This is a genomic window from Streptococcus equinus, assembly GCF_900101445.1.
In the GTDB taxonomy this organism is placed as follows: Bacteria; Bacillota; Bacilli; order Lactobacillales; family Streptococcaceae; genus Streptococcus; species Streptococcus equinus_B.
The window spans coordinates 144,343-158,165 of the sequence record NZ_FNKE01000002.1 but is presented as its reverse complement, the minus strand read 5'-3'; the positions used below and the strand labels follow the sequence as shown (position 1 = coordinate 158,165).

14 protein-coding genes are annotated in these 13,823 nt (G+C 39.4%); 5 read left to right on the top strand and 9 right to left on the bottom strand.

Going from position 1 to position 13,823, the window contains the following annotated elements; translation table 11 throughout:
- Positions 1 to 160: 160 nt before the first annotated feature.
- The 9 genes from BLR83_RS08345 to BLR83_RS08305 all read right to left on the bottom strand — a co-directional run bounded on the left by BLR83_RS08345 (position 161) and on the right by BLR83_RS08305 (position 10,287).
- On the bottom strand, positions 161 to 2,017 hold the full coding sequence (locus BLR83_RS08345; protein ID WP_142349931.1) for a proline--tRNA ligase: 1,857 nt from the start codon (positions 2,015 to 2,017) through the stop codon (positions 161 to 163).
- Positions 2,018 to 2,179: 162 nt separating this feature from the next.
- Entirely contained in the window at positions 2,180 to 3,442 is a 1,263-nt protein-coding gene (gene rseP / locus BLR83_RS08340; protein ID WP_074561235.1) for an RIP metalloprotease RseP, read from the bottom strand.
- 94 nt (positions 3,443 to 3,536) lie between these two features.
- A complete protein-coding gene (locus BLR83_RS08335) occupies positions 3,537 to 4,331 on the bottom strand; it encodes a phosphatidate cytidylyltransferase (protein ID WP_074561234.1) in 795 nt (264 codons plus the stop codon).
- A 12-nt stretch (positions 4,332 to 4,343) separates the two neighbouring features.
- Positions 4,344 to 5,099, bottom strand: a complete 756-nt coding sequence (locus tag BLR83_RS08330; RefSeq protein WP_039697527.1) for an isoprenyl transferase — start codon at positions 5,097 to 5,099, stop codon at positions 4,344 to 4,346.
- A gap of 133 nt (positions 5,100 to 5,232) precedes the next feature.
- On the bottom strand, positions 5,233 to 5,577 hold the full coding sequence (gene yajC, locus BLR83_RS08325; protein WP_074561233.1) for a preprotein translocase subunit YajC: 345 nt from the start codon (positions 5,575 to 5,577) through the stop codon (positions 5,233 to 5,235).
- 71 nt (positions 5,578 to 5,648) lie between these two features.
- Positions 5,649 to 6,530, bottom strand: a complete 882-nt coding sequence (locus tag BLR83_RS08320) for a GNAT family N-acetyltransferase (protein ID WP_074561232.1) — start codon at positions 6,528 to 6,530, stop codon at positions 5,649 to 5,651.
- A 79-nt stretch (positions 6,531 to 6,609) separates the two neighbouring features.
- A complete protein-coding gene (galE, locus tag BLR83_RS08315) occupies positions 6,610 to 7,608 on the bottom strand; it encodes a UDP-glucose 4-epimerase GalE (protein WP_074482969.1) in 999 nt (332 codons plus the stop codon).
- Positions 7,609 to 7,619: 11 nt separating this feature from the next.
- The gene (gene galT, locus BLR83_RS08310; protein ID WP_142349930.1) at positions 7,620 to 9,092 is read right to left on the bottom strand and encodes a UDP-glucose--hexose-1-phosphate uridylyltransferase; all 1,473 of its coding nucleotides are present in this window, start codon (positions 9,090 to 9,092) and stop codon (positions 7,620 to 7,622) included.
- A 22-nt stretch (positions 9,093 to 9,114) separates the two neighbouring features.
- Positions 9,115 to 10,287 carry a galactokinase gene (locus BLR83_RS08305; RefSeq protein ID WP_074561231.1) on the bottom strand — a complete coding sequence of 391 codons (1,173 nt, stop codon included), beginning with the start codon at positions 10,285 to 10,287 and terminating at the stop codon, positions 9,115 to 9,117.
- A 152-nt stretch (positions 10,288 to 10,439) separates the two neighbouring features.
- Between BLR83_RS08305 and BLR83_RS08300 the strand changes: the two genes are divergently transcribed.
- The 5 genes from BLR83_RS08300 to BLR83_RS08280 all read left to right on the top strand — a co-directional run.
- Entirely contained in the window at positions 10,440 to 11,438 is a 999-nt protein-coding gene (locus BLR83_RS08300; RefSeq protein ID WP_039697522.1) for a LacI family DNA-binding transcriptional regulator, read from the top strand.
- Between the two features lie 129 nt (positions 11,439 to 11,567).
- A complete protein-coding gene (locus tag BLR83_RS08295) occupies positions 11,568 to 12,008 on the top strand; it encodes a YwqH-like family protein (protein WP_074482973.1) in 441 nt (146 codons plus the stop codon).
- A gap of 8 nt (positions 12,009 to 12,016) precedes the next feature.
- On the top strand, positions 12,017 to 12,304 hold the full coding sequence (locus tag BLR83_RS08290; RefSeq protein WP_074482974.1) for a hypothetical protein: 288 nt from the start codon (positions 12,017 to 12,019) through the stop codon (positions 12,302 to 12,304).
- On the top strand, positions 12,301 to 12,999 hold the full coding sequence (locus tag BLR83_RS08285) for a DUF4176 domain-containing protein (protein WP_081341008.1): 699 nt from the start codon (positions 12,301 to 12,303) through the stop codon (positions 12,997 to 12,999). Before BLR83_RS08290 ends, BLR83_RS08285 begins: the two co-directional genes overlap by 4 nt.
- Positions 13,000 to 13,823 (top strand): T7SS effector LXG polymorphic toxin (locus tag BLR83_RS08280; RefSeq protein WP_234793136.1); only part of this gene is annotated, 824 nt, incomplete at its 3' end. It abuts the gene before it with no gap.

Sequence of the window (13,823 nt, the reverse complement as noted above, 5' to 3'; positions counted from 1 at the left end):
CAATTCCAAAATCTAATCTTTTATACTAGGTAAAAAAGAGACAAATGCTACTTTTTCACTTCTTTTATCTATCAATATCGTCTTTCAATTTTATCATAAAAGTGAGCTTTTTTCGAGACAAAACAAAAAGGCCGGAGCTAGATGCCCGACCTTACTATTATTAGTTTTCTTTTGTCAAAATTTCAAGTGTTTCAATAAGGTTTTCAGCGTTCACTTCGATTGTATCGCCAGTTGCTTTAATTTTAACTTCTACGATACCATCAGCAGCTTTTTTACCAACTGTCACACGAATTGGAAGTCCGATAAGGTCGCTATCTGAGAATTTAGATCCGACACGTTCGTTACGGTCATCAACCAAGACTTCGTAACCTTTTTCAACCAATTCAGCTTCTACTTTAGCTGTCAAAGCTTGTGCTTCTTCGTCTTTCACGTTAACAGTGATGACGTGAACGTCAAATGGTGCCAATTCTTTAGGGAAGTTGATACCCCATGCAAAGCGGTAAGCACCTTTTGGTGTTTTAGAAACGAAGAGACGAGCGTGTTGTTCGATAACAGCTGACAAGATACGGCTAACACCGATACCATAGCATCCCATGATGATTGGCACAGCACGACCGTTTTGGTCAAGGATTGTTGCTCCCATACTTTCTGAGTAGCGAGTACCAAGTTTGAAGATGTGTCCGATTTCGATACCACGAGCGAATTTAAGAACACCTTTACCGTCTGGTGAGATTTCACCTTCTTTAACTTCACGAATATCAACGTATTCTGCTTCGAAGTCACGTCCTGGGTTAACACCAGTTAAGTGGTAACCATCTTCGTTAGCACCAACAACTGCATTTGCAACGTCTTGTACTTTGCGGTCAGCAACGATACGAACATTTTCAGGAAGGTTAACTGGGCCAAGTGAACCAAAGTTTGCACCAAAGACTTTAACAGCATCTTCTTCAGTAGCTGGGTCAAGGAAGTCAGCACCAAGGTAGTTTTTCAATTTAACATCGTTGACTTGGTCGTTTCCGACAAGAAGGGCAACAACTGGTTCTTTATCAGCGATGAATAGAAGTGTTTTGATTGTTTGTTCTTCATCAACGTTCAAGAAAGCAGCCACTTCATCGATTGATTTACAGTTAGGTGTTTCCACACGTTTAACATCTTCTTGAGCAACAACTTTTGTTGATGATTTGTATTCGTTGCTTGCCATTTCAAGGTTAGCAGCGTAGCTTGATTCTGTTGAGTAAGCAACAGTATCTTCCCCTGAAACCAACCATGATGACAATTCTTTTTTGATGTCTTCTAATACATCTTCTGGAATTTCATCGATTGAAGCGATTGATTTGTCAAGAACAACCCAGCGGTCAAGGTCTGTACGGTCTGGAGTGATTGCCATAAACTCTTGAGAGTCTTTACCACCCATAGCTCCACCATCACCGATGATACCTTTGAAGTCAAGTCCTGCACGTGTGAAGACTGCTTCATAAGCTTTGCGGTATTCTTCGTAAGTTTCATCCAAACCTTCGTAGTCTGCGTGGAAACTGTAACCATCTTTCATGATAAATTCACGTGTACGAAGAAGTCCGTTACGTGGACGTTTTTCATCACGGTATTTAGATTGGATTTGATAAAGGTTAAGTGGCAATTGTTTGTATGATTTAACCGCATCACGAACAAGGCTTGTAAATGTTTCTTCGTGAGTTGGACCAAGGATAAAGTCTGATTTATCGCGGTTTTTAAGTTTATAAAGGTCTTCACCGTAAGTTTCGTAACGACCTGATTCACGCCAAAGGTCAGCGTTCAAAAGTGCTGGTGCAAGCATTTCAACGGCACCGATTTTTTCAAACTCTTCACGCATGATTTTTTTGAATTTTTCAATTGTGCGGTTAGCAAGTGGTAGGTAAGCGTAGATACCTGCTGAGACTTGGCGAACATAACCAGCACGAACCATAAGAGCGTGACTGATAACTTGAGCGTCGCTTGGCATTTCGCGAAGCGTTGGGATAAGCATTTGTGATTGTTTCATAATAAAATATTGCGGTCAAATCACGAAAATAAGTAAGCTGCTTGTTGTTTAGGCAAGTAGCTCACTTATTCGCATTTTTAGAGAAGACCGTATCAATTCCTTTCTAAAAAATGTGTATTTAAAAATATGATGTACTAAATTATTGATTAGTCTTGATGTAAGTTAGAAGAAAACTCGCATGATATCATTCCAAGTAACGGCAATCATCAGAATAATCATGATGACCACGCCAACCAGAGTGACATAAGTTTCTGTTTCTTGTTTGAGTGGTTTACGACGAACAATCTCAATGAGGTTTATCAAGATTTTTCCACCATCCAAAGCTGGAATCGGGATAAGGTTAACAATTCCAAGGTTGATTGACAAGAGAGCTAATAGATTAATCACTGATGGCAATCCATAAGAGGCAGCTTGGCTAGAGGCTTGGTACATGGCGACGGGACCACCAAGTTTATCCAAGCTGAAGTTTGAGACAATGCCTTTCAAAGCATTTAAAATTAACATGGCACTTTGCCAAGACATTTGGAAACCACCCGTAATCTTGTCCCAGAAACCTGTCTTCAAAGCCGAAGAAACTCCGATAAGATAGCTACCCTGATTTTTGACTGGCTTAATATCAAGAGTCTTAGTTTTTCCAGAAGCATCTTTTACGGTAACAGGAATGGTGTCACCTTTTGAAATGCCCTTTGTCGATTTGGCAACAGCTTCAGTCAAGTCAGACCAATTTGAGACTTTGTATTTTCCAACAGCTAAAACTTTATCACCATCTTTGACTCCTGCAGCTTGCATAGCACCACCGTCAGTCACTCGCACAGCATTTGTCGAAGGATTCGGGACTCCACCTTGCATGAAGACAAGTAAGATAAAAGCTAGCGTTCCCAGAATAAAATTATTCATCGGACCAGCAAAATTTGTCATCAAACGTCCCCAGACAGTAGCATTTTGGTACTGCACATCAAGCGGCGCAATGCGAATTTCTGTGCCATCTTCTTCAACGATTGTGGCATCGTGATGAACTTTGTATGTCTTTTGCTCATCTAGAACCAATCCAGTGATTTCTAATTTATCTTCCAAATCATAAGAAGTCACGTTCATAGGAAGAGCCGTATTATCCAACTGTTTGTGTGACAAATTAATACGTGTCACCAAGCCGTCTTTGTTCAAACTCAAGCTAGCTGGCGTACCAGTCTTAATTTCAGTGGTATCATCACCCCAACCAGCCATGCGGACATAACCACCTAAAGGAAGAATACGAAACGTATAAGCTGTCCCTTCCTTATCAAAATGAGAGAAGATTTTCGGGCCCATCCCGATAGAAAATTCTCTCACCAGAATGCCTGATTTTTTGGCAAAGTATAAGTGACCAAATTCGTGGACAATAACTAAGATTCCAAAAACAATAATAAACGTTATAATTCCGAGCATTTTGCTCCTCTCTATACCAGTAACATTATTATCCTAATAACCATTCACTAGTAAGCAAACTCCAAAAGTTTGTGGCAGCTGCCAAACAAGTCAATTAGAAAAGACCAAATAGATGCATAATTGGGAAAACAAAAATCATTGAATCAAAGCGGTCTAAAATACCACCGTGACCAGGAATAAGTTTTCCAGAATCTTTAACGCCGAAATGACGCTTAATCGCACTTTCAACCAAATCACCGAATTGGCCAAAAATACTAAATAAGATAACGTAAACGAGCATGGCAAATAGATTGTGCGGAGCGTAAACCGCTTTGTCAATCAACATAAAGATAAATGAAACGACAACAGCGCAAGCAATCCCGCCAAGACTTCCTTCGATAGTTTTATTCGGAGAAACTTTCGGCATCAATTTACGTTGACCAAAACGACGACCAATCATATAAGCACCGATATCAGTCGCCCATACGATAAATAAAGCAAAGAGCACTTTATCTAAGCCACCCATACGAGCATTGACCAAGTTTTGGAAACCAATTCCCACATAAAGGCTAGCCGCAATCGGATAAGAGACATCATCGAATGAATAATCATCACAATTGATAACTGTTCCTGCCAAAAGCAAGAAAACCAACAACCCATAGACGGCAAAATTAGAATCTATCGGTAGTGATGTAAAGTAGTTATCCAAAGGCACTGTCAAAACAAAAGCACCAAGCATTGACAAAACACCTTCAATTGAGAAAAATTCAAGATGTTTCATGCGTAACATTTCTGCCACACCAATCATTGCTAAAAAGCCTACAAAGACTTGAAATGGTAGGCCTCCATGCAATAGAAACGGCAGCATAATCAATAGGGCAATTGCCCCCCAAATCACACGTTGTTTCATGATATTTCCTTTCTAGATTCCACCAAAACGGCGATGACGTTGATTGTATTCAGCAATCGCCTTAATCAACTCGTCTTTTTTGAAATCAGGCCATAAAACAGGTGTGAAATAAAATTCACTATATGCTGATTGCCATGGTAGAAAATTACTAAGACGAAGTTCACCACTTGTTCGAATAATCAAATCCGGATCACGATACAAGTACGGCAAGTGATTCGTCATCAAGTGATTTGAAATCACATCTTCTGTAATATCATCTGGACTAATTTTGGCTTCAAGCACTTCTTGAGCAATATTTTTAACCGCTTCTGTAATTTCTGAACGGCCACCATAGTTAAGCGCAAAATTCAAGATAAGACCAGAATTGTGCTTCGTTTGTTCACAAGCACGTTTCATCGCATCAAAAGTTGCTTTTGGCAAACGATTTGTCTCACCGATAACTTGAACTTTGACATTATTAGCGTCCAATTCAGGGACATATTTATCGAAGAACTCAACGGGTAAGTTCATAATGAATTTGACTTCGTCCTCGGGTCGTGACCAGTTTTCTGTTGAGAAAGCATAAACTGTCAAAACTTTTACACCAAGTTCTGAACTAGCAATCGTCACTTCCTGCAAAGCATCCATACCAGCTTTGTGTCCCATAACACGTGGCTGCATGCGTTTTTTGGCCCAACGGCCATTTCCATCCATGATAATTCCAATATGATTTGGAATCTTGTCAAGGCTTACAGCCTCTTTCTTTTTTCTAAAATTAAATTTAAACATACAATTTCCTTAAAAGCATACTCATCATAATATTTTACCATAAAATAGCCATTTTTTCTCTACTTAATTGGTGGCTTTTTGGGAATATTTGCATGAAAAAAGCCAGATGAATTTTCATCCGACTTTCAATATATTAGTCTTCGCTTTCAACGGCAGTATCTTGAGTTGATTCTGCTTGTTCTTCGACTGCTTCTTCAACAGGTGCAGCTTCAACAACTTCTTGTTCAGCTCTGTTTACAACACGTTTTAAAGCACCAAGTTCAAATGTTAGATAAACACCATCGATGTCCAAAACCATTTTTTGGTTAGCAGCGTCAACTTCATCAACGACACCATAAAGACCACCGATTGTTACAATTTCATCACCTTTTTGCAATGCTTTAAGTTGATCTTGACGGGCTTGTGCTTGTTTCTTTTGAGAACGTTGCATGAACCAAATCAAACCAACCATAACGAGCAACATAATAACTGTTGGCATAAGAATCCTCCATAAATATAAGCTTAATGACAACTATACCAAATTCCCCTTGACAACGCAAGAAATGACCGTTAAATCTCCCAAAGTTTACTAGCGTCAGTCACCTTAGCGTAGACAACCTGCGTTTGTTCTTCAAAACCTAAACTTTCATAAAGACGTTTAGCTGCTAAATTATCTGATTCAACCGCAATTTGAAAGGCCTTCTCATTTTCAGCTAACAGGCTATTGATAAGCACTTTCATAAAATAAGTTCCAATCCCCTGACCACGGTAATCTTCGGCAACCACTAAACCATAAAGGTAATTGTAAGTCGTGCTAAAATCCACCGTGCAAGAAGCAACAACTTTGTCATCTTTCATCACAATATAAAGTTTTCCAGTCTCATCAACTAGAGCTTCTTTGGCATAGCGCAGTGTAACCTCATAAGGTTCGCCAAAAGCTTTTGCTTGAAAGTCTGCAATCGCTTCAAGGTGTTCTCTACTAGCTTTAGTGACCAACAAATCGTCACGCTTTTCAAGCAAATAAGCCTTTCGCTGTCGACTGAGCCAATACTCAAAATCATCTTCTAATGTCATGCCAAGATTGGCTAACACATCTGGGTGTTTTGCTAAGAAAGCTCGCTCCGACATTACTGTAAAACTCAGCTGATACTCTTGCATGGTTTCACGGAAAACATGAAACAATTCTTTAGCATACCCTAAGCGTCGATAATTAGGGTGAACCATAATAGCAAGCTCTGTCTCGTCGGGCTCGTCTGCATAGACTGTCAACAACCCCACGAGTTGATTCTTCTCATAAGCTAAAAAGAAAGAAGGCATCTCCTGATTAAAATTGAGATTATTCGATAAATACGGGATGCGGTGAGTCCCATCAAAAATCTGAACTTCTTTGATTAATGCTTCTGCCTGTAATTTTTGCTCTTTATCTAAACAAGGTGTCTTAATAACGGACATCATCTTTTTTCCTTTTTTCTAGCACATCATCATGATGCACAAAAAGCCTGAGGCACTTGCCTCAGACTATAATCATTTATTAGCGGTCATTGTACCCATTTGGATGACTTGAATGCCATGCCCAAGCAGATGCAATGATTTTTTCGATATCGTCAAATTGAGGTTTCCAACCAAGAATCTCACGTGCTTTGTCTGATGACGCAATAAGTGTATCTGGGTCACCAGGACGACGGTCAGCAAGTTCAGCAGGAATTTCTTTACCTGTTACTTTACGAGCCGCTTCGAGAATTTGAAGGTTTGAAAAACCAGTTGAAGAACCTAGGTTAAAGGCTGTTGATGGATTACCTTCGCGAAGATATTTAACAGCAAGCAAATGAGCATCTGCCAAGTCAAATGGGTGAACGTAGTCACGCACATTTGTGCCGTCTGGTGTGTTGTAATCATTACCAAAAATCATGATTTTTTCACGAACACCTTGTGCCACTTGCAGGATAATTGGCAACAAGTGTGTTTCTGGTCCGTGGTCTTCACCGATAGAACCATCTGGTTTAGCACCAGCCACGTTAAAGTAACGAAGTGGAACAAATTTAATGCCGTAAGCTTGGTCAGACCATTTCATGATTGTTTCCATCATGAGTTTGCTTTCACCGTATGGATTGATTGGACGTTGAGGTGTTGTTTCCTTAATTGGAAGTTCATCTGGGATACCATAAGTTGCTGCAGTTGATGAGAAGACAATGTATTTAACACCAAATTCATTCATCACTTCAAGCAATTTAATCATACCAGCAGTGTTGTTATCGAAGTATTTAAGTGGTTTTTCCATTGATTCAGCAACCAATGAATAAGCAGCAAAGTGAATCACAGCATCAATGTCAGGATTTTCTGTAAAGACTTTGCGCATGAAATCTTGGTCAGCAAGATCGCCTTGATAGAATGTCGCATCAGGATGAACCGCTGCACGGTGCCCTGTTACCAAACTATCGACAACAACAACTTTTTCTTCACCTTTTTCAATTAAACGATCAACCATGTGAGAACCGATGTAACCAGCCCCACCAAGCACTAAAATTGACATTTATTTTTCTCCTATTCTAACCCCACACTGTTCACAAAGCGCATAAAGGCTTTTTTTCCTTTTTCATCACGTTTGTAAACACCTGCATCTTCTAAAACGCGAACAAAAACGTGACCGACTTCTTCTTGTACGATATCATGTACGTTATCAGCCGTAATATCCGAACGTTTTTTAATCTCATCTGCCCAATCCTTATGATAGGCAGCGATTTCATTATACTGGTTCAAAAGATATTTTTCAACTTCTAGCAGTTCATTTTTGAGACGAGGTGGCAAAATAGCTAAGCCCATTACCTCAATTAATCCAATATTTTCCTTTTTAATATGTTGCACATCAGCATGTGGATGATAAACACCATCAGGAAATTCAGCAGTGGTGTGATTGTCGCGAAGGACGATATCTAGTTCAAATTGCCCATCACGTTTGCGCGCAATCGGAGTCACTGTGTGGTGTAGCGTATCGTCTGTATAAGCCACCACATCAACACTCGCATCAGAATAATCTCGCCAAGCCAAACGAATTTTTTCAGCTAGTTCGACCAAGCGCTCTTTATTCTTGCTGCGAAGGCGAATGACTGACATTGGCCATTTGACAATACCAGCTGTTACATCTGAAAAGCCTTTGAAATGAAACTCATTATCTAGTTCTGCTATTTCCATAGGAAAGACATGACGTCCACCTTGATAGTGGTTGTGTGTCAAGATTGACCCACCAACAATTGGCAAGTCGGCATTTGACCCAGCAAAATAACCTGGGAAAATATCGACAATATCTAAGAGCTGTTCAAAGGTATCTTTGCTGATAACCATCGGAACATGCTCAGTATTTAAAATAATACAATGTTCGTTGAAGTAAGCATAAGGCGAATATTGGAAACCCCATTTTTCATCACCTAGATTTAAGCGAATGATACGGTGATTAGCACGCGCTGGGTGATTAAGGCGACCTTGATAGCCTTCATTTTCCATACATAACTGACATTTTGGATAAGAAGATGCCTTGGCTAACTTAGCTGCAGCAATGGCCTTGGGATCTTTTTCAGGTTTTGATAAATTAATGGTAATTTGAATATCGCCATACTGTGATGGCACCGTAAAAGCAATATTTTTGGCGATTGCGGCTACTTTAATGTAGTCATTTCGTTTGCTGAGTTCGTAAAAATCTGCGACAGCTTGTTGAGGAGATTGAGCATACATATCCCAGAAATTGCGATTCACCTGACTTGGGACAGGTGTGATGAAGTTCATCAATTCAGCACCCAAACAATCTCTTTCAGCCATTAAGTCACCAACCTTACCATTTTTCACAGCTAGGTTAACCAGTTCTTCTTTGAGAGCAATCAAATCTGTTTGATTTGTCTCTTGCTCTGCACCATCCTCGCCCACAAGGGCAAGGATGCGATTGCGCAAGTAAAACATATCATCTTCAGTATAGTCGCTAGCTTCAATCACTTTAGCGACAAAGGTATCTAAAAGTTTCATCATTTTATCGTCTTCTTTTTATTCTTTATTTTCGTGAAAGGACACGTGAACCACCAGCAATTTCAGCGATATAGAAGGCTGGCGCGTAACCAATTGTTTCTGTATAAACTTGTCCAACAGCTTTTGTAAAATCATCAACCTTATCTTTAGCGACAATAGCAATACCACAGCCACCGAATCCCGCTCCTGTCATACGAGCTCCGAGGACACCTTCTTGTTGCCAAGCTGTGTGAGCAAGGGTATCAAGTTCGATACCAGTTACTTCGTAGTCATGTTCAAGTGAAACGTGTGAGGCATTAACCAAGCGACCAAATTTTTCAAGCTGACCAGCAGTCAAAGCTTCTTTGGCTTGAAGGGTACGTTGATTTTCCCAGACAGCGTGGCGAGCACGTTTTAGACGATTGTCATCTTTAATAAGGTAACTATATTCGTCAAATGTTTGCAAATCAAGTTCACCGAGAGTCTTGATATCAAGCACTTGATTAAGTTCTTCTACAGCTTTTTCACATTCCGCACGACGTTCATTGTATTTTGAATCGGCTAATTCACGGCGTTTATTGGTATTCATAATCACAATGACATTGTCACCAAGATCCAAAGGAACAAGGTCATATTCTAGAGTATTGGTATCAAGGTAGATGGCTTGCTTTTCAGCTCCCATACCGATGGCAAATTGGTCCATGATTCCTGAGTTTACCCCAATAAACTCATTTTCAGTTTGTTTACCAATTTTTACCAAATCCAAACGGTCTAATTTTAGGTCGAATAATTCTTCAGCAACAATCCCTACCAAAAGTTCTAGTGAAGCTGATGATGACAAACCAGAGCCATTTGGAATATTCCCATTAACATAAAGTTCAAAACCAGATTCAATCTTGTGTCCAGCTTCTTTCAAGAATTTGATAACGCCTTTTGGATAGTTTGTCCAGCTATCTTTTTTATCGTAGACAAGATTGTCAAGATCAACATCAATAATGCCTAAGTCATCAAAGTTAGCTGAGTAAAAACGAAGCAGCTTATCATCACGTTTACGAGCTGCGCCGTATGTTCCAAGCGTAATCGCTGCTGGGAAAACATGACCACCATTGTAGTCAGTGTGTTCACCGATTAAGTTGATACGACCTGGTGAGAAGAAAGTTGCGTCTGCGTCGCTTCCAAAAACATTAGTAAAAGCTTGGTTAAGTTCTTTAGTATTCATGAGGGTCTCCTTTTTTCTTGTTTCTTTTATGATTACGGTTTCATTTTAACCTCCTAGTTAAACTAAGTCAATAATGTTTACTAAAGTTTTACTTAAAATTTTTGTTTTTTCTGATAATGTGATATAATACTACTAAGAAAGAAGGGATACCTATGGCTACATTAAAAGATATCGCAAAGTTAGCAAATGTCTCATCAGCGACTGTCTCACGAGTCCTTAACAAAGACAAAACCCTCTCCGTTGGTGAAGAAACAAGACACCGTATTTTAACCGTTGCTGAAGAGTTGGGTTATGAAAAACACAAACGCAGCACAAACAGCAACCAAGAACGTCAAAAAATCGCTATCGTGCAGTGGTATAGCGAGCAAGAAGAGTTAAACGACCTTTACTACTACAGCATTCGTATCGGTCTTGAAAAACGCGCCCAAGAATTGGGCTACGATGTGGTTCGTTACTTTAATAACGACATTTTAACCATTTCAGAAAATGTCAGTGGTATTATTGCCATTGGTAAATTTTCTAGTGAACAAATTAACCGCCTCGAAAATCTTTCAAAAAATCTTGTCTTCGTTGATAGCGACACCTTAAATGCTGGTCACCCTTGTGTGACAACTGATTTTGATAATGCCGTTGTTAAAGTCCTTGACTACTTCATGCAACAAGGCTTTACAAAAATCGGTATGATTGCTGGTGAAGAACGTACGACTGACCAGAAAGAACTCATTGTCGACCAACGTTTCCGTACTTTTAAAAACTACGCTTACGAAAATAATCTTTATAACCCTGACTATGTCTTTGTCGGTGATTTTTCAGCGCCTTCAGGATATGCTTTGATGAAAAAAGCCATCACCGAACTAGGTGACGACCTTCCACAAGCTTTCTTTGTAGCAAACGACACCCTAGCCATTGGTGCCCTTCGTGCCCTTCAAGAAGCTAACATTTCCGTACCTGACCGCGTCAGCCTCATTTCTTTTAATGATACAGCCCTAACTAAGCAAGTCTTTCCTGCTTTATCAAGTATCACTGTTTATACCGAAGAAATGGGACGCACAGCCGTAGATATCTTAAATCATCAACTGATCAAACGTCATACCGTCCCAACCATGACACGACTCGCAACCACATTAACCCTTCGCGAAAGTACGAAATAATACACTATCTAAACGCTCTCTGCTGAGGGCGCTTTTTTTATTTTTTAAACTAAAAGTTATCTAAAAATTAAAATTAAAAAAGAAAATATGGTATAATCTAGGGTAAAAATGGGAATTAGGAGATATTTTATGGAGAAGTCATTTAACGATGAAGTTCAAAGGCAGAAAAATAATGCTGTCAACCGTGCTCTCGCTACTACTTTTCAGCAAAGAGCCAATGAACTTCAATCGACCTATAATGCTAAACAAGAAGAAATTGAGCGTTTAAAAGCCGCAAAATCTTCATTAAAAACTGCCATCACTTCTTACAAAGAAGTCAAAAAATCTATCAACTCAACCCTTGTTGATAATATGGATAATGCCAACTTCAAGGGAAGTATTCGAACAACATTTGATGGTCATGCAACAACGATTGTATCTGATATTACGTCAGACATCAGCACTCATAAAGCTAATGTGGACACATTGACTAACGAAATTCAAAAACGTCAAGCATCGCAAAATTCTCTCAGCGGTCTGATTAGCGCCTTTAATAAATCAGCTAGCGATTGCCTAGCTTTAATTCGTTGAGGTGCTTTATGGTAAAAGTTAGTCTTGATGAAAAGAATTGGAAAAGCCTCGTTTCTACGGCGGCTAATGGCATTTCAGATATTGAAGACATTAAGGTTTCTTCTATTGGTAAGACAACCTTAACACGTTTTAAAACCTTTGTTGATATTGAAAATAACTTCAACACGACTTTAGAACACTTCAAAACATATTCTGCAGCAAATGCTAAAAAAATGACCAAAGTAGCTGATAAGATTGTCGCAGAAGATAAAAAAGCTGCTAATCAAATTAAGAAGAATACGGTTAGGTTTAAATGATGAATGAAGATTTGAATACAATTTTTACTAAGCTTTTGTCAGAAAACGATGCGCTTTCTGACTTGGTAACAGATGACTTAATACAATTTGGGACATACGTTGGGGGACAATTAGATATTCTTAGAGAATGCTACATAGCTTTTTGTCAAAATCAAGAAAGCTACGTCTATCAAGCATTTTTAGGTGCCCCTATCGAAATAAACTTTCATTATAAAGAAGATAATGTTATTATCACACGTGATAAACAATATAAAATCACCCTGTCTTTGGAAAACTTCCTCATTTTTATGGGATTGATTGACTTAGTTTACAGCAAGATTCTGCCACTAGGAAGTGTCATCGAACTTGATACGCGACTCTTTCCAGATCAACTCAGAGAAATGTTCTCACATACTCCTGGAGCAAAGGTGATTATCACAGGTCGCAAACTACCTGTTGCTGATAGCATCGGAAATTACGTCGTTGATTATCAAGCGCAGCTATGGCCGCTTGGCGGCTTCCCACCAATCACTCCAATGACAATCACAAACATGATGATTGGAAAGGTCGTTGCGCGTGGTTATGAAGACGACTACGAAAAATCATTTAGTCAAAAATTAAAACAAACACAGCTTCAAGAAAAACGTTTATCAACGTCATTTATGACAAAAAACGAAGCTTATGCTTTCCTCAAAAAAGCTGGGGGAGGTGACTAGATGGGATTTCACGTTGACCTCGAAGAACTCCACAAGGCTGCTAACAAACTCAATCAAGAAGCCAGCCGAATAGAGACACAATTAACAGACGCAAAAAATAGCGTCAACAAAATCATCACATCTGAAGCTCTCCAAGGAAAGACCGGACAAGCTATCTACCAACAACTGAACAACGTTGATGCTGCTGTCCTTGTTGGTTTAGCAGATACATCAAAAGTCATGGCTAGTGAGTTTTCAAGTCTGCTATCAAGCTTTCACTCAAGCATCGGAGAAACTTCAAATAGCGCAGTACTAGACGAAGATTATCTCAATCAACTAAAAGATAATCTAAACAATTTCAAAAACCAACATGGAGCGCAAGAGGAGAATATTTCTAGCATCTATGCTAGTATTAGTGATTTAATCTCACTATCAGGTCCTCAGAGTAACTACGATGCAGATAGCGACACCGCAAGCCAGCTCCTAAGCACGACGATTGATAAAGTCACAAGTTTTGATAGTAGTGGAACTGCACCTACTTCTGCTGACTTGCTTGCTGCCATTGATACAGAAGTTAATCAAGTTAGCCAGACTACTGATTTACCATACACCGACAGCCAGTACCTTAGCTTTATCAGTGATGTCAATTTCGCTAAAGGCATCAAATCTGTCGACAAACAACTCACAGAACAAGAAAAACTAGCTAAAGAACAAGCTGAGCAAAAAGCAAAAAAAGACTGGGCTAAGCAACATCCCGTGGTGGCCTGGTTACAAAGTCAAGCAGACTTAGACGCCAATTTCTTTGAAGGAGCTCGAAAAACACTAGAAAAACAAAACTGGGACTT